Raw genomic sequence first — 25,710 nt, forward strand, 5'->3', positions numbered from 1 at the left:
GGAATAATCCGGCTATTTACTGATGTTTAAATTTTAGAAGATCTCGACGCTGTTTTTTATCTGGGCGGCGATCTGGGCTTGGGTTGTGAGCATTTAGCTTGCGTGCTAACGCTTGACGCTCACGTTTTTCTATACTCTCAGGCGTTTCTGAATAGAGGGTTTGCGCTTCCGGTGCACCGCGCCTTTGATCCGAAATCCTGTCAATGGTAACGGTTTTTTCTTCTTGACCTTGGCGCAGGGTTATCACTGCACCAAGCTCGACAATCTTGCTTGGTTTTGAACGTTGGCCATTATAATGAACTTTGCCACCATCGACCATATTTCGTGCAACTGAACGAGTTTTATAAAATCTCGCGGCCCAAAGCCATTTATCGAGCCGAACTTCTTCGTTAGTGGAACTCATTTTGTTTAATGACCTCTAATCAATGCTCTTTACTCTTCGATTGGGAATAAAGTGGTGCTTAAGCATCATATTTTCAACCGAATCGAAAATTTAATAATAGAAAAAAACATGCTCTGTTGTTTAATGTTATATTGTTCGACTGCTGTTTATTCGGCGGTAGCGGGTAGGGATTTAATAAAATCAAATGATTAATCAAGGAAAGCGAGAAGAATGCAGTTAAGCAAATTAATTTTCGACTGCGTGGCAAATTAATATGTTGAAAAATATCTCTCAATGGCAGAACCCAGCCAGTGTCTTCTTCACTCTTGTATTGCTTTCTGCTTCTGCATGGATGCTGGGGAAAATGGTCTGGACGCTTCAAAGCGAGCCAGCTCTTATCTCTGCTTGGAATCCTTCCAATGTCGGTTCCGCTCAAACCAAATCTAGCACTATTGATATTAGCACTTTGCAAACCGGCAGCCTGTTTGGCCAGTATTCAGAATCAACACCTGTGGTTGATACGCCGAAAGTTGTCGATGCACCAAAAACTCGTTTAAACCTAGTCCTTGTTGGTGTTGTGGCAAGCAGCAATGTAAACAAAAATTTGGCTGTTATTGCAAACCGAGGTGCTCAGTCGACCTACGGAATCAACGAAGTTATAGAAGGCACAAGGGCAAAGCTGAAAGCAGTATTTGTTGATCGCGTCATTATCGACAATTCAGGTCGAGATGAAACTTTGATGTTGGATGGTATTGATTACTCAGCGAGAAATTCAGCTTCCAGTACTAACCAACCTAGAGCTCAACGTCCGGCAACTATTGATGCAAGACAAAGTGAAGACAAACTGGATGCGATTCGTGAAGCCATTCTCAAGAATCCACAAGAAATTTTCCAATATGTTCGTCTTTCTCAAGTAAAAGAAGACGATACCATCGTCGGGTACCGAGTTAGTCCGGGTAGAGACACGGCGTTATTTGAGTCTGTTGGCCTGCAAGATGGTGATATAGCGATTGAATTTAACGGGTTTGACCTAACCAAACCAGAAGTAATGAATGAATTAGCATCTGCGGTGTCAGAGATGACAGAGATTAATCTGTCAGTTCTTCGTGACGGTCAACAGCATGATATCTATATACAATTGTAAGACTGATGCATCAGCTTCAGCCTAGGGAGTATTTGTGAAACATTGGCTTAAAAAAAGTGCGTGGCTGATTGCCAGCAGCTTATTGATTTCACCTGCAGTATTAGCCAGTGAATTTAGTGCGAGCTTTAAAGGCACTGATATTCAAGAGTTCGTCAACATCGTTGGTCGTAACCTTGAAAAAACCATCATTGTAGATCCTTCGGTGCGAGGGAAAATCGATGTGCGCAGCTATGACACACTCAATGAAGAACAATATTACAGCTTCTTTTTAAATGTCCTTGAGGTGTATGGTTTCGCCGTGATCGAAATGGATAACGGTGTCCTTAAAATCGTTAAAGCAAAAGATGCCAAAACATCGCCAGTTCCGGTTTTAGGGGATAATGACCGAGCATCTGGCGATAGTGTTGTGACTCAAGTGGTTGCGGTTAAAAACGTATCCGTTCGAGAGCTTTCGCCATTACTGCGTCAGCTGATTGATAACGCAGGTGCTGGCAACGTAGTGCATTATGATCCTGCGAATATCATTTTGATTACAGGTCGTGCTGCGGTGGTCAATCGTCTGGCTGAGATAGTGCGCCGTGTTGACCAAGCGGGAGATAAAGACATTGAAGTGGTTGAGCTCAAAAACGCTTCAGCGGCTGAAATGGTTCGTATTGTTGAAGCGTTAAATAAAACCACCGATGCGAAAAACACACCTGAATTTTTGCAGCCTAAGCTGGTGGCTGATGATCGTACCAACTCGATTCTCATTTCTGGCGATCCTAAAGTTCGTCAACGCCTAAGACAATTAATCAAGCAGCTTGATGTTGAGATGGCGACCAAAGGCAACAACCGCGTTGTGTATTTGAAATACGCGCAAGCGGAGGAGTTGGTTGATGTTCTGAAAGGTGTATCTGAAAACCTACAAGCAAAAGATCAGCAAGGCGGACAGAAAGCGACAAGTTCAAAAAATAACGAAGTGATGATTTCTGCCCATAAAGGAACAAACTCACTCGTTATTACTGCGCCGCAAGACATTATGAATGCGATGCTGGATGTGATTGCTCAATTAGATATTCGTCGTGCTCAGGTACTTATTGAAGCTTTGATCGTGGAAATGTCAGAAGGTGACGGCATCAACCTTGGTGTTCAATGGGGTTCGCTGGAAAGCGGTTCTGTTATTCAATATGGCAACACTGGGGCTTCAATCGGTAATGTAATGGTTGGTATAGAAGAAGCGAAAGACCAAACCACTACCGAATATTATTACGATTCAGCGGGTAATCGTCGTCCTTATGATTCAACAACTTCTGGCGATTACAGCACATTGGCTTCTGCTCTTTCGGGAATTAACGGTGCTGCCGTCAGCATTATGATGGGCGATTGGACTGCTTTACTGAGTGCGGTATCAAGCGATTCCAACTCTAACATTCTGTCATCTCCAAGTATTACTGTTATGGATAACGGTGAAGCATCTTTTATTGTTGGTGAAGAAGTGCCGGTATTAACAGGTTCGACATCGAGTTCAAATAACGAAAACCCATTCCAGACGGTTGATCGTAAAGAAGTTGGTATCAAGCTTAAAGTCGTTCCTCAGATTAACGAAGGGGATTCGGTTCAACTGAAGATTGAACAAGAAGTCTCTAACGTTTTAGGTGCGAATGGCGCTGTAGACGTACGTTTTGCAAAGCGTCAGCTAAATACCTCAGTAATGGTTCAAGATGGTCAGATGTTGGTACTGGGCGGTCTGATTGACGAAAGAGCCTTGGAAAGTGAATCCAAAGTGCCATTTCTCGGAGATATTCCAGTGCTGGGCTATTTGTTTAAATCAACCAGTACTCAAGTTGAAAAGAAAAACCTGATGGTGTTTATCAAGCCAACCATCATCCGCGATGGCATGACGGCGGATGGTATTACTCAGCGTAAATACAATTACATCCGTGCCGAGCAGCTATTCAAAGCCGAAGAAGGCTTAAAACTGATGGATAACAATAATATTCCGGTATTGCCTAAGTTTGGTGAAGATCGCCGCCATCCAGCGGAAATCCAAGCATTTCTGGATCAAATCAATTCCGGTCAGATGGAAGCGAAGCAATGACAGAGGTAGTGGCGTCTATTGTTCGACGATTGCCGTTTAGCTTTGCCAATCGCTTCAAGATGGTTTTGGAGTGGAGCCAGACTTCGGCTTCAGTCTATTACGTCGCGCCAGTTTCGATCTCTGCTCTCGCGGAAGTGAAGCGTGTTGTTCGTGGTCATTTTCAGTTAGTAGAACTGAATGCCAGTGAGTTTGAAAGTAAACTCACTCAGGTATATCAGCGAGACTCTTCTGAAGCTCGTCAGTTGATGGAAGATATCGGTGCCGACAGTGACGATTTCTTCTCATTAGCGGAAGAATTGCCTCAAAGTGAAGACTTGCTCGAATCAGACGACGATGCGCCTATCATTAAATTGATTAACGCGATGCTGGGTGAGGCAATTAAGGAAGGCGCATCCGATATCCATATCGAAACGTTTGAAAAATCATTATCGATTCGTTTCCGTGTGGACGGTGTGCTGCGTGAAGTATTAAGTCCAAGCCGTAAATTAGCACCGCTGTTGGTTTCTCGTGTGAAGGTGATGGCGAAACTCGACATTGCCGAAAAACGTGTTCCTCAGGATGGCCGCATTTCCTTACGTATCGGCGGCAGAGCTGTGGATGTTCGTGTTTCGACTATGCCGTCTTCCCACGGAGAACGTGTGGTGATGCGTTTGTTGGATAAGAACGCTACGCGTTTGGATCTGCATAGCTTGGGCATGACACAAACCATCCAAGAGAGTTTCCGCAAACTGATAGAAAGGCCGCATGGCATCTTGCTGGTTACTGGTCCTACAGGTTCTGGTAAATCGACGACCTTGTATGCAGGTTTGCAGGAGATTAACTCAAATGAGCGCAATATCCTTACCGTAGAAGACCCGATTGAATTCGATATTGACGGCATTGGTCAGACACAGGTAAACCCTAGAGTCGATATGACCTTTGCTCGTGGTTTGCGGGCGATTTTACGACAAGACCCCGATGTGGTGATGGTCGGAGAAATTCGTGACTTAGAAACAGCCCAAATTGCTGTTCAAGCCTCGTTAACCGGTCACTTAGTGATGTCCACTTTGCATACCAATACAGCAATCGGTGCTGTTACGCGCTTACGAGATATGGGTATTGAGCCTTTCTTACTCTCTTCTTCGTTGCTGGGCGTACTTGCACAGCGTTTGGTGCGTACATTGTGCCCCGACTGCAAACAAGCTTATGAAGCGGATGAGTCACAGAAAAAGCTGTGTGGCGTGAAGAAAAAGTCTCAACTGACACTCTATCGAGCCACTGGCTGCCCACATTGTAATTACAAGGGATATCGTGGAAGAACCGGCATTCACGAGCTGTTGCTGGTGGATGACAAAGTGCAGGCACTAATACACGACGAGGTCGGCGAACAAGCGATAGAAAAACACATTCGCGATTACACACCAAGTATTCGTCAAGATGGTTTGGATAAAGTGATTCAAGGCATCACATCACTGGAAGAAGTGATGAGAGTGACCAAGGAGTCATAATGGCGGCGTTTGAATATAAAGCTCTTGATGAGAAAGGGCGAAACAAAGCCGGAGTCATTGAAGGTGACAGTGCGCGTCAGGTTCGCCAACGTCTGAAAGAACAAAATTTAGTGCCTGTTGAAGTAGTTGAAACCAAAGTGAAATCACAGCGTGCACGTGCCTCTTCTTTCAGCTTTAAAAAAGGCATAAGCACTGCAGATTTAGCGCTGATTACCCGCCAGCTTTCAACTCTGGTTCAGTCAGGAATGCCATTAGCTGAGTGTTTGATGGCTGTGTCTGAGCAAGCAGAAAAGCCGCATATTCGAAACATGCTTTTGGCTGTTCGCTCAAAAGTGACCGAAGGCCATACATTGGCAGACAGTTTTAACGACTATCCTCACGTGTTTGATGATCTGTTCCGCTCTATGGTAGCGGCCGGAGAAAAATCAGGTCATTTAGATTCAGTTCTAGAACGCTTGGCGGACTACGCCGAAAACCGCCAAAAATTGCAGTCGAAACTTCTGCAAGCCATGATTTATCCAATTGTGTTGGTTGTGTTCGCGGTAGGTATTGTTGCCTTCCTTTTAGCGTCGGTAGTACCGAAAATTGTCGGCCAATTTGTTCAGATGAATCAACAATTGCCAGCGTCGACTCAGTTTTTGCTCTCAGCGAGCGAGTTCGTACAAAACTGGGGGCTAGCAGTACTGTTCGGTGGAATTGCGATCTTCTCTCTGTGCAAGTGGATGCTGCGTAAGCCGGATGTACGCATGGGTTGGGACAAAAAACAGATGCATTGGCCAGTGATTGGCAAGATTGTGCGAGGTTTAAATGCGTCCCGATTTTCTCGCACCTTGTCGATATGCGCTTCCAGTGCCATTCCTATTTTAGACGGTATGAGAATCGCGGTGGATGTGATGCCAAACCACTATGCTAAGCACCAGGTCACTATTGCGGCAGACAAGGTTCGAGAAGGTATTAGCCTTAGAAGGGCACTAACGGAAAGCAAACTTTTCCCGCCAATGATGCTGCATATGATTGCCAGTGGTGAACAAAGCGGTGAATTGGAGAGCATGCTGACTCGGGCAGCAGATAACCAAGATGCCAATTTTGAATCAACGGTGAACATCGCATTAGGCATATTTACACCGGCGTTGATTGCGGTGATGGCAGGGATGGTGTTGTTTATCGTTATGGCGACATTAATGCCTATCCTAGAAATGAACAATTTAATGACGAGATAACACTTTCTTGGCTTTTGATGAGTAGCTGAGTGTTATTTTTAGCAAATACAAAAATTACAAATTTGCGAAACGGAGCAGAAATGAAAAAACGTAATAAAACGCAGGCTGGTTTCACTCTTTTAGAAATCATGGTTGTTATTGTGATCTTAGGTATTTTGGCAAGCCTTGTGGTACCCAACTTAATGGGCAATAAAGAAAAAGCGGATCAGCAAAAAGCTGTTACGGATATTGTTGCATTAGAGAATGCTCTGGATATGTATAAGCTCGACAACAGTGTTTATCCAACTACAGACCAAGGTTTAGAGGCGTTGGTGACCAAACCATCTAGCCCTGAGCCTCGTAACTATCGCGATGGTGGCTATATTCGTCGTTTACCAAAAGATGCTTGGGGTAACGATTACCAATATTTAAGCCCAGGTGACAACGGTGCTATTGATATTTTCTCTCTAGGTGCCGATGGTCAGGAAGGCGGAGAAGGCGCAAACGCCGATATTGGTAACTGGAATATTCAGGATTTTCAATAACACCGATAACTAAGGACAGGGGGCGGTAGCCCCCGCTTTTCTTTCATGAAGCAATCTCACGGCTTTACATTACTGGAAATACTTTTGGTGCTCGTACTGATATCGGTCAGTACCGTTGCCGTTATTGCCACATTTCCAGTTTCGCAGAAAGATGAAGCCAAGCTGGCAGCGCAGAGCCTGTTTCAGAGAATTCAGCTTATCAATGAAGAAGCCATTTTAAGTGGCCGCGATTTTGGTTTGAGAGTCGATGATCTAAACCGTGCTTTTCTCTTTGTTGAGTTATCTGAGGATGGCTGGAAGAAGCTTGAAAAACGCCAGTTTGGTTCCGAGTTGCAGCTCCCTTCTGAGCTAGTGATCGATTTTCAGCTGGGTGGTAATGCTTGGGTTAAGGATGAGCGTATGTTTGACCCAGAACCTTTGTTTGATCAAGAGATGTTTGCCGAGAAAAAGCAGCTACCACCACCGCAAGTTTACATTTTATCGAGCGGTGAAGTGACGCCATTTGTGGTCAGTATTCATCCAAAGCAGTCACCTACTGAGAGCTGGCGTATTGTCGTTGAAGAAAATGGGCAAATACGTTTATTTGCACCGGGAGAGCAAGATGAAAAAGCATAAAGGCTTTACTTTGCTTGAGGTGTTAGTTGCGTTAGCCATTTTTGCTACCGCGGCGGTCAGTGTGATACGAGCGGTGAGTCAACACATTAATACGGTTCAATATCTGGAAGAAAAAACTTTTGCTTCCATGGTGATAGACAATCAAATGGCGTTAGTGATGCTGGCTCCAAACGAACTGCGAGCAAAAAAAGGCACAGAGTCACTGGCGGGACGAACTTGGTCTTGGAAAGTCACGCCTATCGATACTTCCAGCGGCTACTTAAGAGCTTTTGATATCAGTGTATCGGCAGAAGAGACCGCAAGCCCTATAACAACGGTGAGAAGTTATGTCGCAAAGTAGAAGAATGCGAAATAACGGTTTTACGCTGATTGAAGTGTTGGTGGCTATCGCTATTTTTGCCAGTTTGAGTGTCGGTGCTTACCAGGTTTTAAATCAGGTACAACGAAGCAATGAGCTTTCACAACAGCGAACAACACGGCTGAATGAAATCAATCGAGCTGTGGTGCTTATGGATGCAGATTTTCGCCAAATTGCGGCGCGTCAATTTCGTACTCAAGGTGATGAACCAAGTAACCAGTTTTTGATTTGGCAAGATGCCCTATTGGGATCGGATCAAAAGGGAATCATATTTACCCGTTTAGGTTGGAGTAACCCACAGCAACAGTTTCCCCGTGGTGAAGTAGCTAAAGTTGCTTACCGAATCAGAGACGGAGTTTTGGAAAAAATTTGGTGGCGTTATCCAGATTCGCCAGTAGGACAAGAAGGTATTGTTACGCCAATACTGACCCAAGTAGATAGCTGGAGCATGCGTTTCTATTTCGAAGGCAAATGGAGCGATACTTGGGAACAAAGTATGACTCTACCTAACGCAATAGCAGTAAAGCTGACGCTGGCAGATTATGGTGAGATTGAGCGTATCTATTTAGTGGCTGGAGGCGTTGTGCTAGGGGGCGAAGATGCTTCGTAATGGTATGCAGCAAACCCATGCACAGCAAAATCGAGCGCACCGAGGTTCTTCTAAACATCGTCGCTCTCAACACGGCGTTGCACTGATTGTTGTATTGCTACTGCTGGTTATTATGGTTTCTATTGCGGCAACCATGTCTGAGAGATTGTTTACTCAGTTTCAACGCGCTAGCCATCAAGTGAGCTACCAGCAAGCCTATTGGTATAGTGTAGGCGCTGAAGGTTTGGCGAGTGTCGCGATTGAACAGAGTTACAAGGATAGCGATACGATTAACTTGAGTCAGGTATGGGCGTTAGAAGAGCAAACTTATCCGTTGGATTATGGTCAGTTGCGCGGGCGCATTTACGATAAACAAGCCTGCTTCAATCTCAATGTGTTGGGTTCGATTGAATCCAGCTCAGGTGCCAACACTAAGCCCTATCCTCTGCGTGTTTGGCAGACACTGCTTGAGACGCTAGAAGTGGATAATTATTCGGCGGAAGTAATCGCAGATTCCACAAGAGAGTTCGTTGACAGCGATAACCGAGTACAAACCACTTACGGCGTAGAAGACAGCTACTATGAGTCAATGTCACCGGCTTACATGAGTGCCAACAGCTTGATTGCCGATAGCAGCGAGTTACGTGCTATTCAACAAGTCAGTGGAGATGTGATGCTGAAAGTGGCTCCTTATGTGTGCGCATTACCCAGTGATGACTGGCGATTAAATGTGAATACATTGGCTCCTGAACATGCTCAGTTATTAACGGCGATGTTCAGTCCGAATTTATCTGAATCGAATGCGGAAGCGGTGCTGAAAAATCGTCCTTTTGATGGATGGGCCAGTGTTGATGCATTTTTAGCTGAGGCTCAAATCGTTGCGACAGGCGAGAGTGTCATCGATCAGGCTAAAGGTTATTTAACCGTCGATAGTCAGTATTTTGAATTAGATGTACAAGTGTTAGTGGATGAGGCGCGCGTGAGACTTCGCAGCCTGTTTTTTAGTGATAATCGAGAAACTGCAACGGTGGTTCGCCGTCGCTTTGGAGGGATCAGTGAGCGAGTTTCTGACCGTTCGGCTGAGTAGTCAAAAAGAAGCCATTATCCCTTGGTTGGTGTGGTCTTCAGTACAGCAAGAAGTGATTGCGAGCGGAGAAATTTCAGGTTGGGAACAACTTGAACAACTGAGTTCATACGCTGAACAGCGTTCAATCATTGTCTTGATGTCGGCTAGTGATGTGGTTCTGAGCCAAGTGGAAATTCCCGCTGGTGCAAATCGCAAAATTGAATCCATGCTGCCTTATCTGATTGAAGATGAAGTGGCTCAAGATGTTGACGATATGCACTTTAGTATCCTGAAAAAGACAGGAAATATCGTCGAAGTGGCTGGTATTGACCGCGATTTCTTACAATCTTGTATTGATGAACTTGCTTCGTTGGGCATGACGGTCAAACGCGTAATTCCTGATGTACTTACCGTGCCTGTCCAGCAAGGGTTAGCAGCAGTACAGTTGGGAAAAGAGTGGCTGATCCGCAAAGGTGACTCTCAGGGGATTTGCGTTGATAGCGAGTGGCTGGAGTTATTTAGTCAATCTGACTGGGTCAAAGAGGGTGACAACTTTTTACCTTTAACTGCTTATACGCCTCTACCAGAACTTGGCTTAGCTGATGGTCAAGATTGGCATTTCACACCTTCGCCATTAGTCATGCAATTACTGACTGAGCAGGCTCTGCAAAGCAAAGTGAATATGTTAACGGGCAGCTTTAGAGTGAAATCTTCCTCTATGAAGTATTGGCGTATTTGGCGGAAAGCGGCGTACGCTGCGCTTGTGTTCCTTGCTGTGCTTATTGGCTATAAGCTTTTAGAAACTCACCGCCTTGAGCAACAAGTTCAGACTTATCGTGCGGAAAGTGAACGCATATTCCGTGTTGTGTTTCCTGAGCGAGAGAAAATCCCCACAGTGAGCTATCTGAAGCGCCTTATGAATGAAGAGCTGAATGCTCTGCAAGGTGGAAGCGCTCAGGGTTCTGTTTTGCAATGGTTGACACCACTGCCAGCAACGCTGAGAAGTATTCAGGGCATGGAACTGCAAAGTATTAAGTTCGATAGCAATCGTGGTGAAGTCCGACTAGAAGCCACCAGTAAAGATTTCCAAAGCTTTGAACAAGCGAGAGTGAAATTGGCAGAGCAGTTTGTTGTTGAACAAGGTCAAGTGAACAAAAATGGCGATGTGGTTGCGGGTTCATTTGTGTTGAAGCAGAAGTAGGTGTTGGCAATGAGTGAGCAAATAGCGAATAAAGTAATAGCGCCACTTCAACATTGGTGGCAAAGCATTAATCATCGTGAAAAGGTGATGGTATCGATCTGCGGATTTTTAGTGACCGTTGCGATTATTTTTTGGGGAGTATTACAGCCGCTCAACGAGCGAAGTGTACAAGCCCAAAACCGAATTCAAACTGAGAAGCAACTGCTGACTTGGGTTACTGACAGTGCAGATAAAATAACGGCTTTGCGTAAACAAGGTGGTGTGGTGCGAACTTCTACGCCGCTGAATCAAGTGATCACAACCTCTACTCGTCAATTTAAGATTGAGCTAATTCGCATGCAGCCTCGCGGAGAGATGATGCAGGTGTGGATACAACCTGTTCCGTTTACTCAACTGGTTGCTTGGGTTGCTTACCTTAAAGAGCAGCAAGGTGTGGATGTGGATTTTATGGATATCAAACGCGGCAAACAAGCCGGTGTGGTTGAAGTGCAGCGCTTACAGTTAAAACGAGGCGGTTAAGTTGAAAAAAGTTGTTGGCTACGGGATGGTGTTTGTTGCGGTATTCGTCACCAGTGCTTTCGTTCACCTTCCTGCACAGTTTGTGTTTAAGCACCTGCCATTACCTTCGCAAATGCAGGTAACTGGAGTTCAAGGTTCTATATGGCAAGGTCGAGCGGAGCAAGTACGTTGGCAGAATCGCAACTTCGGTGAGGTGAGTTGGCAGTTTAAACCTTCGGCTTTGCTTGAGGCAAAAGCTGAAGCGGAGGTCCGCTTTGGCCGTGGCAGTGAACTGAGTTTACGTGGAAAAGGTACGATTGGTTATGGCTTAGCGGGTCTTTATGCTGAGAATACACTGGTTTCTATTCCAGCGGATGTGGCTCTTCAACAAATGCCGATGGCTGTTCCTATTGTCGCTCAAGGCCAGTTGGAACTATCGATCAAAGAGTACCTTTATCAAGCGCCATTTTGTTCAACTGCTCAGGGCGCAATCGCGTGGAGTTCCGCCAATGTGGAGTCGCCACTAGGCTCGTTAGAGTTGGCACAAGTGATTGCGGATTTAGAGTGCAGTGGGAATACGTTGAAGCTCAAGGGCAGCCAAGAGAGTGCTCAAGTGAACAGCGAATTTTCAGCTCAGTTGAATCCTGACCGAACTTATCAGTCTGATGGCTGGTTTAAGGTGGGTGCAGAATTTCCTCAGCAGTTAGCACAGCAACTTAAATGGTTGCCTAAGCCTGATGCACAAGGTCGTTATGCGTTTAAGCGTCAAGGTCGCTTATAGCTAACCTAAAATGTATTGTGGCAAATGTGCAAAAGGCGAGAACTGGGTTCTCGCCTTTTTAACTTCAAACTCGCTTGATTAGCATTTCAATATTTTATCCCAAGGAAGGTCCGCATCGCCTAACACGATGAAATTCGGATTCTCCAAGGTTTCTCTCTCATTGTATGAAAGCGGTTTTAGGTTGGTATTTAAAATACGTCCGCCAGCTTCTTCAACAATACATTGTGTCGCTGCGGTATCCCACTCACCGGTTGGACCCAAGCGTAAGTAACAGTCCACCGCGCCTTCCGCCACTAAGCACGCTTTTAGCGCGGCAGAACCCAAAGGTACTAAATCATAGTTCCAAGCACTGCTGAGTTTGCTGGTGATGCGGTTGATGTCCTGGCGACGACTAATCGCAATCGCAATCGACTGGTTAGGCAGTTCATGGGTGTGAGTACGGATGCGCAGGCTTTCAGACATATCAGGAATTTTCCATGCCCCTTTGCCAGCATAAGCGTAATAAGTCACGCCTGACACTGGGCCATAGACCACCCCCATCACTGGTTTGTTGTGTTCAACTAAAGCAATAATCGTAGCGAAATCGCCGCTGCGAGCGATGAACTCTTGAGTACCATCTAACGGATCTACCAGCCAGTATCTCTGCCAAGTCTCACGAGTTTGCAAACTGATATCTGCGTCTTCTTCAGAGAGAATTGGAATATCCGGTGTTAACTCTTTCAAACGTTCCATCACCAGTTTGTGTGCAGCTAGGTCTGCGCTGGTGACAGGGGTTTCGTCTTTCTTCGTAAAGGCTTGGTAAGATTTTTTCTCGTAGATATCGAGGATCAGTTGACCGGCAGAGCGAGCAATTTCGATGACGTCTGGTAATAGATGAGAGAGATCTTTGGCTGTTGGCATAATCTTTCCTATAACTCTGGCGGTAATTATTGTAAGTAACGCAGAGTAAGCATCAGGGCGGTGATACTGCGAGCTTCACAGAAATCTATATGAGTAAGCAGCTCTTCAGCTTGGGCTAAAGGCCAGCGAACCACTTGAAGAGGCTCGGGTTCATCACCTTCCAATTGTTCAGAGTATAGATCTTGTGCAATAAAGAGCGTCATTTTGCTCGAAAAATAAGAGGGAGCCAGTACCACTTCTTTTAACGCGGTAAGTTTGTGTGCGCCGACGCCAACTTCTTCTTTCATTTCACGGTTTGCTGCTGCTTCGGCAGTTTCTCCCGGATCAATCAGACCTTTTGGAAAGCCTAATTCATAGCGCTCTGTTCCGGCACAGTATTCGCGGACTAATAACAGGTCACCTTGCTCGGTCACAGGAACCATCATCACGGCATTCCGGCCGCTGGGCTTCATTCGTTCGTAAGTGCGTTGTTCTCCATTTGAAAAACGAAGATCGAGTGCTTCGATAGAAAATAGCTTTGACTTAGCCACTACGTTCTTGGCGAGAATCTCCGGTAATTTGGATGACATTCACTTACTCCTTCACTGCATTAGTTTTCTTACTATATGAGAAAATGTCTCAACTTAAAATATCACTTTCATCGCTGACAGAAATAAAACCTGTTGGAAAGAAGAAACCGCTGGAAATAAAAAAAGCTGATGCTTGTTGGCATCAGCTTTTCTGTCGTGACTCATTAGTAGTATGAGTGGTCACCACGGTCATGCTCTGTTGCGTCGCGAACGGCAGTAAGTTCACCTTCGAACTGAGCCAGTAGCTCTTTCTCAATACCTTCTTTTAAGGTGACATCGACCATTGAACAGCCGTTACAGCCGCCACCAAAGGCAACAATTGCAACGCCTTCATCGGTGATTTCAACTAGGCTAACGTGGCCGCCGTGACCTGCAAGTTGTGGGTTCACTTGAGTTTGAATCGCATATTCAACACGCTCAATCAGACTTGCATCGTCAGACACTTTACGCATTTTCGCGTTTGGTGCTTTCAGCGTTAGCTGTGATCCCATTTTGTCGGTAACAAAATCAATCAGCGCATCTTCAAGGAAAGGTAGGCTTAGCTCGTCAACATAAGCAGAGAACTCGTTAAATGGAATCTCAGTATCTGTAGCTTCAACCGCTTCTGGTGGGCAGTAAGAAACGCCACATTCAGCGTTTTGTGTTCCTGGGTTTACGACAAAAACACGAATGTTTGTGCCTTCAGGTTGCTGAGAAAGCAGTTTTGCAAAGTGAGACTGAGCTGATTCAGTGATAGTTATAGTGTTAATATTTGACACGACGAATACCTGAGTGCATTTGTAGGTTATTTGGTCACCATTCTACTCCTGTGATTAGAAGAATCCAGCCCTTTTGATTTCAAGCGAGGGCTTTACTTATGATCTTCTGGCTCTGGAGTGCGGCATATGCAGTAAATATCAATCCTTTCGACGCCCACTTCAAGTAGCAGTTGACATAAATGCTGCACAGTACTCCCTGTGGTGACAACATCGTCTACGATTCCAACATGAAGGCTGTTGGGATGAGCGTTGAGACGAAAGGCTTTAGTTAAATTACGTTTACGTTGAGCCTTGCTTAGTCCCTGCTGTGATTGGGTGTTGAGTTCTCGGCAAAACAGTTTCGTTTGATGTTTAACTCCCAGATATGCTGCCAAGTGTTTGGCAATCAGGTCACTTTGATTAAACCCTCTGCGCAGATATCGCTGCCAATGCAAGGGGACACTGGTTATCACGGGAGCCGGAGTATCAATACATTCTGAGAGACGTTTCGCGAGCGGTTGCGCTTGCCAGAACTGACGCTGATATTTGAGCTGATGGATACTATTGCTTAACGGGAACTGATAATCACCGATACAATACAATCTGTGCCAAGGTGGTGGTTTTGAAAGGCATTGACCACACATGTCTACGGGTGTCAGCGTCGCTAAACCGCAACGTTGGCAGCGAGGTGTAGAGGCATACCAAACCTCACAGGCAGAACACACACCGTAAGGATCTTCGTTATTTAATGGCAACTTACAAATGGGGCATTGCGGAAATAGCCAATGGGCGGTCTTGCTCTTGAATTTCAACAGCGTAGCTTTTTGAAACCAATCGGATAACATGCTTTTTGCCTCAAAAAGAAGGAATAAATACCTTGTGCCTTCTGTAAAATGGATTGAATGAATAAAGTAGGAGAGAGTGTGACTATGACTTCAGAGTTGTACTGGCAAGTCAGTGGTAGTGGGACAGACATCGTATTAGTGCATGGCTGGGGAATGAATGGCGCAGTTTGGCAACAAACAGTAGATGTTCTTGAGACTCAGTTTCGTGTTCACGTTGTCGATCTACCGGGATATGGTCACAGTGCAAATTGTCATGCTGAAAACCTTGAAGAGATCGCTCAGGCTCTGATGGTTCAGGCACCTAAAAGTGCGATTTGGATTGGTTGGTCACTTGGTGGACTCGTCGCGACCCATATGGCGCTTCATCATAGCGATTACGTCAGCAAGCTGGTGACAGTTGCCTCTTCACCAAAGTTTGCAGCAGAAAAACCATGGCGAGGCATTCAACCCAATGTGCTTGCGGCATTTACGGATCAGTTGGTTGAAGATTTCCAACTCACCATTGAGCGCTTTATGGCTTTGCAGGCAATGGGTAGCCCTTCCGCAAGACAAGATGTAAAGACGCTGAAGCAAGCGGTGTTGTCTCGTCCTACTCCTAACCCTAACGCTTTGCTTGCAGGGCTCAAGATGCTGGCTGATGTCGATTTACGTGAACAACTGCCTCATATTTCTGTTCCTATGTTGCGCTTATACGGGCGTTTAGACGGTCTGGTACCAATTAAAGTCGCTCAAGACTTGCAGCAAGTTGTACCACACAGCGAACAATACATTTTCACCGAATCTTCCCACGCACCATTTATGACCGAACTGGATGCTTTCTGTCAGCAGTTGATCACATTTGCCCGTAGTTAATAGTTAAAAAGAAGCTAGCTGTCTGATATGAATATGTTTTCTTTTTGTGCTAAATATTTACACGGATTGGTCGATAAATAAGCTAACCCGATGAAACAAAGTAGAGCTCTGTTTTATTGGGCTGGGCGATACTGAGGAGGTTTCGGCTATGATTGTGTCACCGACTAACGTTAGTGTGCCACTTATCGCCCCATCAGTGAACGTTCAGACTGAACAGGTTGCTCGAGATAATAAAGTTCGAGAGCCTGTGATGCCGACCGTTGAGCTGGTTAAAACCAACTCGGAACGTAATGTAAGAGCTGATGATAAAAGGCGAAAGCGGGCGTCGTGGGATCCGTCAGAGCATCCAGATTATGATGTGGTGACTGAACATGAAGCACAATCCTCTTATCAAGAAGAGCGACACAGCGAACTAGATAGGCTATTTGAGCTGTTAGCACTCGCCACATATAGTGAAGAGCAGGGTAAAGGCTATGCAATGCGGTTTCGTTTACCGAAACGTGTCATTGATGATGCGGTAACTGCTGGAAAAATGGCTCGAAGGCGTACTGTAATTAAGTATCACTATGGTCACGCTGTAGCGCCAAATATTCCGTCAGAAGTGATCGCGATATTATGAATATCGTCATTTCTCAGCAGACAAAATAAAATCCCCATAGCAAATGCGATGGGGATTTTTATTTGTAGAGCTTAACTCTTTTGATTCGAATTCGCGCTACGTGTTCACCTATCAGTGTTAGCGCTTCGCTTTAGCAAAAGCGTCTGCAAAGGCGCTATTAAATCCACCACCTTGAGATTCATTACGACCACGAACAGATCCATTCCCTTGGGAAGAACGGTTGTTTCCGCGTGGTTGATTGCCTCTAGGTTGATTCCCCTTAGGTTGATCGTTCCTTGGCTGAGCGTTGTCAGATCGAGCTGGACGACTGTCTTGACCCGGTTCATCGTTCAGGCGCATAGAAAGCGCGATACGTTTACGCTGGACATCTACTTCCATCACTTTGACTTTAACGATATCGCCAGCTTTCACCACTTCACGTGGATCGGATACATAACGATCGGTCAGCGCAGAGATATGCACTAAGCCATCTTGGTGAACACCAATGTCCACAAAGGCACCAAAGTTCGCCACGTTAGACACGACGCCTTCCAGCACCATACCCGGTTCAAGATCAGAAACTTTGGTAACACCATCAGCAAAAGTGGCTGTTTTAAACTCAGGACGAGGGTCGCGTCCCGGCTTATCAAGCTCTTTAATGATGTCGCTAACGGTTGGCACACCAAAGTTTTCATCGGTGTAATCCACGGCACGTAAACGACTGAGGAAATCACTGTTACCAATCAAAGCTTTAATGTCTTGCTTGTTTTTTTCAGCAATGTTTTTCACCACAGGATAGGCTTCAGGGTGCACTGCTGATGCATCAAGCGGGTTCTTGCCATTCATAATGCGCAAGAAGCCAGCACACTGCTCATAAGCTTTAGGTCCTAAACGTGCGACCTTCTTAAGATCAGTACGGGCATTGAAACGACCATTTTCATCACGGTAGTCGACAATGTTCTGCGCTAGCACAGTTGAAAGGCCAGCAACACGAGTTAACAGAGCTGGAGAAGCGGTATTCACATCTACGCCGACGGCGTTTACACAGTCTTCAACAACCGCGTCCAGACGTTTTGCCAATAGAGATTGGCTCACATCGTGCTGATATTGACCGACACCGATTGATTTCGGATCAATTTTCACCAACTCAGCCAGAGGGTCTTGTAGACGACGAGCAATTGATACTGCACCGCGCAAAGACACATCCATATTCGGAAATTCTTTTGCTGCTAACTCAGAGGCAGAATAAACCGAAGCGCCCGCTTCGCTGACCATGATTTTTTGCACTTTCAGACCATCACGTTTGATCATCTCAGCCGCAAAGGCATCGGTTTCACGAGAAGCAGTACCGTTACCAATCGCAATCAAATCTACGTTATGTTTTTTGACTAATGCCGACACAGTCTGCATTGCACGGTCATATTGGTTTTGCGGTTGGTGCGGGTAAATGGTATCGGTCGCAAGCACTTTACCGGTTGAATCAACCACCGCCACTTTACAGCCAGTTCGTAAACCCGGGTCTAAACCTAAGGTAGCGCGAGGGCCAGCAGGTGCCGCCATGAGCAGGTCTTTCAGGTTAGTTGCGAAGACGTTGATTGCTTCGATCTCAGCACGCTCTTTCATTGTGCCCATTAGCTCGGTTTCCATATGCATAGAAACCTTGATACGCCATGCCCAGCTAATGACTTGCTTGCGCCATGTGTCTGCTGGTGCTTGGCTCAAATGAATGCCGTAATGTTCCGCAATAATGGTTTCACAATGAGACTGACGTGCGGTTTCTTCAAGCTCTGGATCTGCATTTAGAGTCAGAGTTAAGAAACCTTCGTTACGTCCTCGAAGCATTGCCAACGCGCGGTGAGACGGCACTTTGCTCACAGGCTCTTGGTGCTCAAAGTAGTCTTTGAATTTCTCACCTTCTTGCTCTTTTCCTGCAACCACGCGAGAAACCAGCTCAGCATTACGAGTCAAGTGACGGCGGATTTTCTCCAGCAAGTCAGCATCTTCAGCAATACGTTCCATGATGATGGCGCGAGCACCGTCCAGAGCCGCTTTGGTGTCTTCGATACCTTTATCTACGGCAATATAGCGCGCAGCTTCAGATTCTGGGTCTGTCTGTGGCTCATTCCAAAGCTTGTCTGCTAAAGGTTCTAAACCTGCTTCGATCGCGATCTGACCTTTGGTTCGACGTTTTGGTTTGTATGGCAGATACAGATCTTCAAGGCGGGTTTTGCTGTCGGTTTCAGAAATGGCTTTCTCTAATTCAGGTGTCAGTTTACCCTGATCCTGAATCGATTTAAGAATGGTTTGACGGCGGTCTTCAAGTTCACGCAAATAAGAGAGGCGACTATCCAGAGTACGCAGTTGGGTATCATCCAGACCACCAGTCACTTCCTTACGGTAACGAGCGATAAAAGGAACTGTGTTGCCATCATCAATTAGGTTGACGGCTGCGATGACTTGCTCTGAGCGAACGTTTAGCTCATTGGCAATCAATTGGCAGATAGCTTTGCTCATCCGTAGATCTCTTTAATTCATTGGTACTAATAGGGCTATATGGGGCTGTGAAGCCGAAATTTCCAGTCTTGAACTATATGCGGCTTCACTGTTTGAAAATATTAATCTTGGTAGCGAATAGAGTTTACAAACCACTCTTTCGGTCCTTCAGGTGTGTGAACAACAAACTCATCGTCCACCTCTTTTTTCAGCAGTGCACGAGCCATAGGCGAATCAATGGAAATATAACCTTTCGCATCGCCGTAGATTTCATCAGGACCGACTATACGAAATGCTTTTGAATCGCCATTCTCATTTTCAATCTCTACCCAAGCGCCAAAGAACACTTTGCCTTCCTGTTGAGGTGAGTAGTCGACGACTTTCACCTGCTCAAGACGTTTGCGCAGGTATCGAACACGACGGTCTATTTCACGCAATCGTTTCTTGTTGTACTGGTAGTCAGCGTTCTCGCTGCGGTCACCTAGGCTGGCTGCCCAAGTCACTTTTTTTGTTACTTCAGGGCGTTCTTCGCGCCATAATGTATCCAGTTCTTTTTTTAGACGATCAAAGCCTTCACGTGTAATAAGGTTTGTCTTCATGTTCCTGACTTATGGTAATTGCAACTGGCTGCTACATTAGCTAAAAAAGAAATAAACGTTAACAATTCTTTGAATTACTTTCGTCAGAACGGTGTTACATTTCACTATCCCAGAAGTGTATGGGGTCGAATAACGAAATAGGTAGGGCGTAAATGCAAGAAAACTTTAAAGTCTTAGTGGTCGATGACGATGCACGTCTGCGTGCGCTGTTGGAACGTTACTTATCTGAGCAAGGCTTCCAAGTTAGAAGTGTTGCGAACAGTGAGCAAATGGACCGCCTATTAACTCGTGAAACCTTCCATATCATGGTGCTGGATCTGATGTTGCCTGGGGAAGACGGATTATCTATCTGTCGTCGTCTGCGCAATTCAAACAATATGATTCCTATTCTGATGCTGACTGCAAAAGGCGATGAGATCGACCGTATCGTTGGTTTAGAAATTGGTGCGGATGATTACCTGACCAAGCCTTTTAACCCGCGTGAGCTATTAGCGCGCCTTAAAGCGGTATTGCGTCGTCAGACTATTGAAGCGCCGGGAGCGCCAAGCTCTGAAGAGTCGTTGGTCGAGTTCGGTGAATTCCGTCTGAACCTAGGTACCCGTGAAATGTTCCGTGGTGAAGAGCCAATGCCTTTGACCTCAGGTGAATTCGCCGTACTGAAAGCGCTGGTAATGAATGCGCGTGAGCCGTTATCTCGTGATAAGTTGATGAACATGGCTCGTGGTCGTGAATATTCAGCAATGGAACGCTCAATTGACGTACAAATTTCACGTTTACGACGTATGCTGGAAGTTGACCCAAGCAAACCACGCTACATTCAGACTGTGTGGGGCTTAGGTTATGTATTCGTTCCCGACGGTAAATTAAACTAAGCGTAAGTTTAACTTATGCTGCTGTATCCACGCGTCGGCTGATTAAACTCAATGGCGCGTGTTATCTCTCTTCTCTAGGCGCGCCTGACGGTAAACCTCTGTCTGCAACAATCAGTATGTGACTTCGGGCTGTATGTCACACCGGTCTGTCAAAGCAGTTTGAACAACTCGTCGATAAAAACATAGGCAAAATATGCGTATTCGTAGCTCGTTTACTCAATCCATTCTTCTCTTTTTAAGCCTGCTCATTGCCAGTCAGGTTTACTCGTATTACGCCGTTTTTAATTACGCGCTGATGCCAAGCTTAAAGCAGTTCAACAAAATCCTCAGTCATGAAATCAACCTGATGCTTGATGATACGGTCAATCAAGATACGGGCGTGCCGATGGATGCACTTTTACGTCGTCGTGTTCTCGAACAACTTGGGGTGACCATTCATCCTGAAGACAGCCCAATTGCCAGTGAATTTGAGCATGCAGTTAGTATTGATCTAATGAGCGAAGATATGAGTCTGGAACTGGGTTCGCCCACGGAAGTTCGTATGATGTCTGGTGCAGAAAGTTATGTTTTGTGGATGAAAATCGAGGCGATACCGGGACAATTACTTCGAATTCCTTTATCTGAGTTACGTGAAAAAGATTTTTCTCCTCTATTCCGTAACAGCATTATCATGGCATTAATGATTATTTTTGGCGGCTGGTTGTTTATCCGGATGCAGAACAGGCCGCTAATCGCTTTGGAAAAAGTGGCACAAGCTGTTGGCCGCGGGGAGGTTCCGCCGCCATTGCCTGAAAGAGGCGCTTCTGAAATTCGCTCAGTAACGAGAGCATTCAATCAGATGTCAAAAGGCATTCAGGCTTTGGAAGAAGATAGAGCCTTGTTGATGGCGGGTATCAGTCACGACTTGCGTACACCGCTCACTCGTATTCGTCTTGCCACAGAAATGATGTCACCGGAAGACAGCTATCTGGCAGAAGGGATCATCAGTGACACTGAAGAGTGCAATGAGATTATCAGCCAGTTTATGGATTATTTAAAGCCAGTGAATAAGCAGACCTTCGAAGTCGTCAACGTGAATGATATTGCGCAGGACGTGGCAAGCTCTGAAGGGGGATACGAAGTTCAAATCGAAGTCGAACTGCACAAAGGCAAAGCGAATGCGTTTGGTAACCCCATCGCGATTAAGCGTGCGGTCAGTAACTTGGTGGTGAATGCCGTTCGTTACGGTAACGGCTGGGTGAGAGTCAGCTCTGGCGTGACTGCGGACAACAGTATGGTTTGGGTGTGTGTTGAGGATAACGGCCCCGGTATTGAACCAAGTCAGGTGAATAAGGTGTTTGAACCATTTACTCGTGGTGATACGGCTAGGGGCAGTGAAGGCACAGGTCTGGGGTTAGCCATTGTTAAGCGTATTATCAGTCAGCACAGAGGCTCTGTGGTGGTGAGTAATCGCAGCGAAGGCGGCTTACGTGCTCAGATTAGTTTTCCAACTAAATAGCTAATTAACTGAATATACAAGAAAAAGGCTCGCATAAACGCGAGCCTTTTTCTTATTTCAAGATTACAGATTACGAATCTAAAGCTTGTTCAAGCTCTTGTTCTGGCTGTTCTTTTCTTGCTGGTTTCGTTTCTGGTAGCAGAAGGTTCAACAAAATTGCTGTGATACCGCCAGCGGCGACACCTGTTGAGAAAATGCTTTTCACAAAGTCAGGCATGAACTGCAGAATTTCTGGTTTCTGAGCAATGCCAAGACCCATAGAAAATGACAGAGCCATGATCAGAATGGCTCGGCGATCTAAATCCACACGAGCGATGATGCGAATACCCGCTGCGGCGATAGTCCCGAACATTACGATGGTCGCTCCGCCTAATACCGGTTCTGGAATCAGCTGTACAAAGCTAGCCACTCCTGGGAACAAACCTAGCAGCACTAACATACCAGCGATAAAGTAACCGACATAACGGCTAGCAACGCCAGTCAGTAGAATCACACCATTGTTCTGACTAAAGGTTGAGTTCGGAAAGCTGTTGAATACCGCAGCAAGTGCAGAGTTGAGACCATCTGCCAATACACCACCTTTGATACGCTTCATGTAAACCGGACCTTTCACTGGTTCACCAGAAACTTCAGATGTAGCAGTAATATCTCCGATCGCTTCCAATGCCGTGATTAGGAAAATCAGCACCAATGGAATAAACAGCGACCAGTCGAAACTTAAGCCATATTGCATTGGTACAGGCAGAGCGATAAGCGCTGTGTCACTCATTTTGCTGGTATCAACCATACCCATGAAATAAGCCAAGGCGAGGCCAACAACCATCGCAATCACAATAGACGCTACGCGAATGTATGGGTTGCGAGCGCGGTTAAGCAGAACGATGATGGCAAGAACGGTTCCCGCAAGGGCAAGTTTATCTAGGCTGCCAAAAGTGCCGTCACCCATCGCTGCGTAACCACCACCCATAGAGACTAAGCCTACTTGAATCAGAGTCAAACCGATCAATGTCACCACAATGCCTGATACCAGCGGAGTGATAACGCGCTGAGCGAATTCCAATACACGAGAAAGCAGAATTTCAGCAGAGGAAGCAACAAGGATAGTACCGAAAATAGCGGCCATCATAGTTTGAATATCTGCGCCGCCAGCTTTAAGCGCTAAGCCAGCACCAATGATTGGACCTAAGAAGTTAAAGCTGGTGCCTTGAATCGACAGCAAGCCAGAGCCGATAGGACCAATGGTTCGAATTTGAATGAAAGAAGACACACCTGAGGCAAACAGTGACATGCTGATGATGGTGTTTGTTTCTGCTGCTGGTACGCCTAAACTTTGGCAAATAATAAGGGATGGCGTGATAACAGCTACAAACATAGCTAGCAGGTGCTGAAGAGCAGCGAATAAAGTGTGTGGCAAAGGTGGTCTGTCATTGAGTTGATAGACAAGATCGGACTTACGAGCCGCGTTTTCGGTTGTCATTTTTATTTTCCTAATTGAGTCGTACACAAAAATGCGCTGAATGGGCATTGCTTGTGGAGCAGAATGGTTGTCTGTGATTGCTGTTAATCAGATTCCGCTCTGGAAATTAGTCTTAAAAAATATAAGGCTAAATTTTGCGGCGATTATAGAGTAATAACTGTAAAAAGCAAACGTTTGCTTTAAGTTGGCGCAAAGGAAAATATGATGAATAAATTCAAGGGTTAAGCTTTCGCGTAAACGTCTCGTTCGCCAAGCCAACGATCAATAATTGCGGTTGCGTTTGTTGGGTAGTTATCGTGAATATGACGAGCTATGCGCTGAACTTCTGGAATTAAGCGTTGATCTCGCACTAAATCTGCAATTTTGAAGTCAGCCAAACCGGTTTGCTTGGTACCGAGTAGTTCACCGGGACCACGAATTTCCAAATCTCGTTGCGCGATAACAAATCCATCGTTACTTTCGCGCAGTACACCTAGGCGTTTTTGCGCTGTTTTTGAAAGTGGCGCGTGGTACAGAAGTACACAATGACTGGCAACAGAGCCTCGGCCAACACGACCACGCAGCTGGTGGAGCTGGGCTAAACCAAGTCTCTCTGGGTTTTCGATGATCATCAAGCTTGAGTTGGGAACATCAACACCCACTTCAATCACAGTGGTGGCGACCAGAAGATGCAGCTCATTATTTTTGAATGCCTGCATGACCTGTTGCTTCTCGGCAGGTCTCATTCTGCCGTGAACTAAACCGATTTTGACATTAGGCAGTTTGCGTTGCAGCTCTTCCGCAGTGTCTGCTGCGGCTTGCGCCTCCAAGACTTCTGATTCATCAATCAGAGTACATACCCAATAAGCTTGCTTACCTTCATTCAGACAAGCATTACGTACTCGTTCAACGATATCACCGCGTTTGGTATCCGGAATTGCGACGGTTTGAATCGGTGTTCTGCCCGGAGGAAGTTCATCGATAATTGAGGTTTCCAAATCCGCATACGCTGTCATCGCCAGCGTTCGAGGAATAGGGGTTGCTGTCATGATCAATTGATGCGGATACGCGCCTTGTTTAGCGCCTTTTTCGCGTAGTTCCAAACGCTGGTGGACACCAAAACGGTGCTGCTCATCGATAATCACCAAGGCTAAATGATCGAATACCACGTGCTCTTGAAACAGTGCGTGAGTACCCACTACCATTTTTACTTCGCCACTGGCAATACGCGCGAGCTCGGCTTCTTTGGCTTTGCCTTTGAGTTTGCCTGCTAACCAGCCAACCTTGATACCCATAGCTTCAAACCACTGGCTGAAATTAATGGCGTGCTGCTCTGCGAGCAACTCTGTTGGTGCCATCAAAGCGACTTGGTAGCCGTTTTCAATCGCTCTTGCTGCTGCCAGTGCCGCAACCAGTGTTTTACCTGAACCTACATCCCCTTGGACTAAACGCATCATTGGGTGAGGTTTCGCAAGGTCTGCTTCTATCTCGTTAACCACGCGAGTCTGGGCATTGGTTGGTGAAAAAGGTAATTGTTCCAGCAATTGATTTTTCAGCGTGTCAGAGGCTTTAAGAGGAAGGGCAACATCTTGCTGTCCTTTACTGCGAACTGCCAACATTGAAAGGTTCTGTGCCAGTAGTTCTTCCATAATTAAACGAATCTGCGCTGGATGGCGACCATCATCAAAAAGACTTAAATCGATATCCGATGGCGGGCGATGAATGGTATGCAGCGCTTGCGCCAGAGTTATTTGATGATCGTATAAACCGGATGGAAGCAGTTCTTGCACTGCTGCCTTATCAAGTAGAGATAGCGCCTGATCAGTCAGGTTGCGCAGAGTGAGCTGACGCAGACCTTCAGTGGTTGGGTAGACCGGAGTTAGATTGGCTTCGACATCGGGTTTCTGTTCTGGAAAGTAAAACTTATATTCAGGATGGATGATTTCCAACCCTGTATTGCCACGCTTTATTTCGCCGTAAGCGTGTACTAACTTACCTTCGGTAAAGTTGTTTTTTATCCCAGCGGTAAAGTTGAAGAAGCGCAGAGTAAGTGTGCCGTTTCCGTCGCTTATTTTTACAGTCAGCATTTTGCGACGGCCGAAGGTGGTATCGACCGCCATCACTTTACCTTGCACCGCTGCCCAAAGGCCTGGGTGCAGTTTTACAATCGGGTAGATTCGAGTGCGATCTTCATAACGTAGCGGCAGGTGGAACAGTAAATCTTGTACTGTAGTAAGCCCAACTTTCTCCAGTTTTTCGGCCACTTTTGCGCCCACTCCGGAAAGTGAGGTTAATGGAATTGCAGATAAAAGCTGGGACATAATCAACCATTTAGCTGTTTGAAATAAG

Annotated in this window: 25 protein-coding genes; 16 read left to right on the forward strand and 9 right to left on the reverse strand. The window is 45.9% G+C overall.

Annotated features, from left to right (window positions below; translation table 11 throughout):
• Positions 1-16: 16 nt before the first annotated feature.
• A complete protein-coding gene (gene hslR, locus AAGA51_RS00715) occupies positions 17-403 on the reverse strand; it encodes a ribosome-associated heat shock protein Hsp15 (protein ID WP_042484817.1) in 387 nt (128 codons plus the stop codon).
• Positions 404-656: 253 nt separating this feature from the next.
• On the opposite strand from hslR, the gene gspC reads away from it, so the two are divergent.
• The 12 genes from gspC (at position 657) to AAGA51_RS00775 (ending at position 11,942) form a co-directional block, all read left to right on the forward strand.
• A complete protein-coding gene (gene gspC / locus AAGA51_RS00720; protein WP_042484819.1) occupies positions 657-1,526 on the forward strand; it encodes a type II secretion system protein GspC in 870 nt (289 codons plus the stop codon).
• Positions 1,527-1,560: 34 nt separating this feature from the next.
• Positions 1,561-3,603 (forward strand): type II secretion system secretin GspD, encoded by a 2,043-nt coding sequence (gspD, locus tag AAGA51_RS00725; protein WP_042484821.1) that lies wholly within the window; start codon positions 1,561-1,563, stop codon positions 3,601-3,603.
• On the forward strand, positions 3,600-5,090 hold the full coding sequence (gene gspE, locus AAGA51_RS00730; protein ID WP_042484824.1) for a type II secretion system ATPase GspE: 1,491 nt from the start codon (positions 3,600-3,602) through the stop codon (positions 5,088-5,090). Before gspD ends, gspE begins: the two co-directional genes overlap by 4 nt.
• The gene (gspF, locus tag AAGA51_RS00735; RefSeq protein WP_042484827.1) at positions 5,090-6,310 is read left to right on the forward strand and encodes a type II secretion system inner membrane protein GspF; all 1,221 of its coding nucleotides are present in this window, start codon (positions 5,090-5,092) and stop codon (positions 6,308-6,310) included. Before gspE ends, gspF begins: the two co-directional genes overlap by 1 nt.
• An 80-nt stretch (positions 6,311-6,390) precedes the next feature.
• Positions 6,391-6,834, forward strand: coding sequence for a type II secretion system major pseudopilin GspG (gene gspG / locus AAGA51_RS00740; RefSeq protein ID WP_042484831.1), 444 nt, complete (start codon positions 6,391-6,393; stop codon positions 6,832-6,834).
• Between the two features lie 45 nt (positions 6,835-6,879).
• Positions 6,880-7,449, forward strand: coding sequence for a type II secretion system minor pseudopilin GspH (gspH, locus tag AAGA51_RS00745; protein WP_042484834.1), 570 nt, complete (start codon positions 6,880-6,882; stop codon positions 7,447-7,449).
• On the forward strand, positions 7,436-7,789 hold the full coding sequence (gene gspI / locus AAGA51_RS00750) for a type II secretion system minor pseudopilin GspI (protein WP_042484837.1): 354 nt from the start codon (positions 7,436-7,438) through the stop codon (positions 7,787-7,789). Before gspH ends, gspI begins: the two co-directional genes overlap by 14 nt.
• A complete protein-coding gene (gene gspJ, locus AAGA51_RS00755; protein ID WP_042484840.1) occupies positions 7,776-8,417 on the forward strand; it encodes a type II secretion system minor pseudopilin GspJ in 642 nt (213 codons plus the stop codon). The genes gspI and gspJ overlap by 14 nt, the downstream gene beginning before the upstream one ends.
• Positions 8,418-8,421: 4 nt before the next feature.
• Positions 8,422-9,483 carry a type II secretion system minor pseudopilin GspK gene (gene gspK / locus AAGA51_RS00760; RefSeq protein WP_042485415.1) on the forward strand — a complete coding sequence of 354 codons (1,062 nt, stop codon included), beginning with the start codon at positions 8,422-8,424 and terminating at the stop codon, positions 9,481-9,483.
• Positions 9,452-10,663 (forward strand): type II secretion system protein GspL, encoded by a 1,212-nt coding sequence (gene gspL / locus AAGA51_RS00765; RefSeq protein WP_042484842.1) that lies wholly within the window; start codon positions 9,452-9,454, stop codon positions 10,661-10,663. Before gspK ends, gspL begins: the two co-directional genes overlap by 32 nt.
• A gap of 9 nt (positions 10,664-10,672) precedes the next feature.
• Positions 10,673-11,182, forward strand: a complete 510-nt coding sequence (locus tag AAGA51_RS00770; protein ID WP_042484844.1) for a type II secretion system protein M — start codon at positions 10,673-10,675, stop codon at positions 11,180-11,182.
• 1 nt (position 11,183) lies between these two features.
• Complete coding sequence (locus AAGA51_RS00775; RefSeq protein ID WP_042484845.1) at positions 11,184-11,942, forward strand: type II secretion system protein N; 759 nt, start codon at positions 11,184-11,186, stop codon at positions 11,940-11,942.
• A 78-nt stretch (positions 11,943-12,020) separates the two neighbouring features.
• Here the strand turns inward: AAGA51_RS00775 and cysQ are convergent, their stop codons facing one another.
• The 4 genes from cysQ to AAGA51_RS00795 all read right to left on the reverse strand — a co-directional run bounded on the left by cysQ (position 12,021) and on the right by AAGA51_RS00795 (position 14,993).
• Positions 12,021-12,842, reverse strand: coding sequence for a 3'(2'),5'-bisphosphate nucleotidase CysQ (gene cysQ, locus AAGA51_RS00780; protein WP_042484848.1), 822 nt, complete (start codon positions 12,840-12,842; stop codon positions 12,021-12,023).
• A gap of 26 nt (positions 12,843-12,868) precedes the next feature.
• Positions 12,869-13,411, reverse strand: a complete 543-nt coding sequence (gene nudE, locus AAGA51_RS00785) for an ADP compounds hydrolase NudE (RefSeq protein WP_042484849.1) — start codon at positions 13,409-13,411, stop codon at positions 12,869-12,871.
• Between the two features lie 164 nt (positions 13,412-13,575).
• A complete protein-coding gene (gene nfuA / locus AAGA51_RS00790; protein ID WP_042485419.1) occupies positions 13,576-14,160 on the reverse strand; it encodes a Fe-S biogenesis protein NfuA in 585 nt (194 codons plus the stop codon).
• Positions 14,161-14,261: 101 nt separating this feature from the next.
• On the reverse strand, positions 14,262-14,993 hold the full coding sequence (locus AAGA51_RS00795) for a ComF family protein (RefSeq protein WP_042484852.1): 732 nt from the start codon (positions 14,991-14,993) through the stop codon (positions 14,262-14,264).
• A gap of 84 nt (positions 14,994-15,077) precedes the next feature.
• On the opposite strand from AAGA51_RS00795, the gene bioH reads away from it, so the two are divergent.
• Together bioH and AAGA51_RS00805 are read left to right on the forward strand one after the other, a co-directional pair.
• Positions 15,078-15,845 carry a pimeloyl-ACP methyl ester esterase BioH gene (gene bioH / locus AAGA51_RS00800; protein ID WP_042484855.1) on the forward strand — a complete coding sequence of 256 codons (768 nt, stop codon included), beginning with the start codon at positions 15,078-15,080 and terminating at the stop codon, positions 15,843-15,845.
• A 148-nt stretch (positions 15,846-15,993) separates the two neighbouring features.
• The gene (locus AAGA51_RS00805; protein ID WP_042484858.1) at positions 15,994-16,464 is read left to right on the forward strand and encodes a hypothetical protein; all 471 of its coding nucleotides are present in this window, start codon (positions 15,994-15,996) and stop codon (positions 16,462-16,464) included.
• A 117-nt stretch (positions 16,465-16,581) separates the two neighbouring features.
• Here the strand turns inward: AAGA51_RS00805 and AAGA51_RS00810 are convergent, their stop codons facing one another.
• Both AAGA51_RS00810 and greB read right to left on the reverse strand, forming a co-directional pair.
• On the reverse strand, positions 16,582-18,957 hold the full coding sequence (locus AAGA51_RS00810) for a Tex family protein (RefSeq protein ID WP_042484862.1): 2,376 nt from the start codon (positions 18,955-18,957) through the stop codon (positions 16,582-16,584).
• Between the two features lie 101 nt (positions 18,958-19,058).
• On the reverse strand, positions 19,059-19,535 hold the full coding sequence (gene greB, locus AAGA51_RS00815) for a transcription elongation factor GreB (protein WP_042484864.1): 477 nt from the start codon (positions 19,533-19,535) through the stop codon (positions 19,059-19,061).
• Positions 19,536-19,687: 152 nt separating this feature from the next.
• Between greB and ompR the strand changes: the two genes are divergently transcribed.
• Both ompR and envZ read left to right on the forward strand, forming a co-directional pair.
• Positions 19,688-20,407 carry a two-component system response regulator OmpR gene (ompR, locus tag AAGA51_RS00820; protein WP_042484867.1) on the forward strand — a complete coding sequence of 240 codons (720 nt, stop codon included), beginning with the start codon at positions 19,688-19,690 and terminating at the stop codon, positions 20,405-20,407.
• A gap of 193 nt (positions 20,408-20,600) precedes the next feature.
• A complete protein-coding gene (gene envZ, locus AAGA51_RS00825; RefSeq protein ID WP_042484870.1) occupies positions 20,601-21,905 on the forward strand; it encodes a two-component system sensor histidine kinase EnvZ in 1,305 nt (434 codons plus the stop codon).
• A gap of 70 nt (positions 21,906-21,975) precedes the next feature.
• Here envZ and AAGA51_RS00830 read toward each other — a convergent pair whose 3' ends face one another.
• Together AAGA51_RS00830 and recG are read right to left on the reverse strand one after the other, a co-directional pair.
• Entirely contained in the window at positions 21,976-23,382 is a 1,407-nt protein-coding gene (locus AAGA51_RS00830) for a uracil-xanthine permease family protein (protein ID WP_042484872.1), read from the reverse strand.
• A 221-nt stretch (positions 23,383-23,603) separates the two neighbouring features.
• Positions 23,604-25,682, reverse strand: coding sequence for an ATP-dependent DNA helicase RecG (gene recG, locus AAGA51_RS00835; RefSeq protein ID WP_042484876.1), 2,079 nt, complete (start codon positions 25,680-25,682; stop codon positions 23,604-23,606).
• Positions 25,683-25,710: the final 28 nt, after the last annotated feature.

Source organism: Vibrio diazotrophicus (assembly GCF_038452265.1).
GTDB classification, from domain to species: domain Bacteria; phylum Pseudomonadota; class Gammaproteobacteria; order Enterobacterales; family Vibrionaceae; genus Vibrio; species Vibrio diazotrophicus.

What these genes read in the sequence shown, in the direction of transcription:
- cysQ (WP_042484848.1), bottom strand. Translation starts at nt 12,842, where the DNA reads ATGCCAACAGCCAAAGATCTCTCTCATCTATTACCAGACGTCATCGAA.
- greB (WP_042484864.1), bottom strand. Translation starts at nt 19,535, where the DNA reads ATGAAGACAAACCTTATTACACGTGAAGGCTTTGATCGTCTAAAAAAA.
- AAGA51_RS00810 (WP_042484862.1), bottom strand. Translation starts at nt 18,957, where the DNA reads ATGAGCAAAGCTATCTGCCAATTGATTGCCAATGAGCTAAACGTTCGC.
- gspJ (WP_042484840.1), top strand. Translation starts at nt 7,776, where the DNA reads ATGTCGCAAAGTAGAAGAATGCGAAATAACGGTTTTACGCTGATTGAA.
- gspF (WP_042484827.1), top strand. Translation starts at nt 5,090, where the DNA reads ATGGCGGCGTTTGAATATAAAGCTCTTGATGAGAAAGGGCGAAACAAA.
- gspI (WP_042484837.1), top strand. Translation starts at nt 7,436, where the DNA reads ATGAAAAAGCATAAAGGCTTTACTTTGCTTGAGGTGTTAGTTGCGTTA.
- gspC (WP_042484819.1), top strand. Translation starts at nt 657, where the DNA reads ATGTTGAAAAATATCTCTCAATGGCAGAACCCAGCCAGTGTCTTCTTC.
- ompR (WP_042484867.1), top strand. Translation starts at nt 19,688, where the DNA reads ATGCAAGAAAACTTTAAAGTCTTAGTGGTCGATGACGATGCACGTCTG.
- bioH (WP_042484855.1), top strand. Translation starts at nt 15,078, where the DNA reads ATGACTTCAGAGTTGTACTGGCAAGTCAGTGGTAGTGGGACAGACATC.
- envZ (WP_042484870.1), top strand. Translation starts at nt 20,601, where the DNA reads ATGCGTATTCGTAGCTCGTTTACTCAATCCATTCTTCTCTTTTTAAGC.
- gspE (WP_042484824.1), top strand. Translation starts at nt 3,600, where the DNA reads ATGACAGAGGTAGTGGCGTCTATTGTTCGACGATTGCCGTTTAGCTTT.
- AAGA51_RS00805 (WP_042484858.1), top strand. Translation starts at nt 15,994, where the DNA reads ATGATTGTGTCACCGACTAACGTTAGTGTGCCACTTATCGCCCCATCA.
- AAGA51_RS00770 (WP_042484844.1), top strand. Translation starts at nt 10,673, where the DNA reads ATGAGTGAGCAAATAGCGAATAAAGTAATAGCGCCACTTCAACATTGG.
- gspG (WP_042484831.1), top strand. Translation starts at nt 6,391, where the DNA reads ATGAAAAAACGTAATAAAACGCAGGCTGGTTTCACTCTTTTAGAAATC.
- recG (WP_042484876.1), bottom strand. Translation starts at nt 25,682, where the DNA reads ATGTCCCAGCTTTTATCTGCAATTCCATTAACCTCACTTTCCGGAGTG.
- gspK (WP_042485415.1), top strand. Translation starts at nt 8,422, where the DNA reads ATGCAGCAAACCCATGCACAGCAAAATCGAGCGCACCGAGGTTCTTCT.
- gspH (WP_042484834.1), top strand. Translation starts at nt 6,880, where the DNA reads ATGAAGCAATCTCACGGCTTTACATTACTGGAAATACTTTTGGTGCTC.
- AAGA51_RS00795 (WP_042484852.1), bottom strand. Translation starts at nt 14,993, where the DNA reads ATGTTATCCGATTGGTTTCAAAAAGCTACGCTGTTGAAATTCAAGAGC.
- hslR (WP_042484817.1), bottom strand. Translation starts at nt 403, where the DNA reads ATGAGTTCCACTAACGAAGAAGTTCGGCTCGATAAATGGCTTTGGGCC.
- AAGA51_RS00830 (WP_042484872.1), bottom strand. Translation starts at nt 23,382, where the DNA reads ATGACAACCGAAAACGCGGCTCGTAAGTCCGATCTTGTCTATCAACTC.
- nudE (WP_042484849.1), bottom strand. Translation starts at nt 13,411, where the DNA reads ATGTCATCCAAATTACCGGAGATTCTCGCCAAGAACGTAGTGGCTAAG.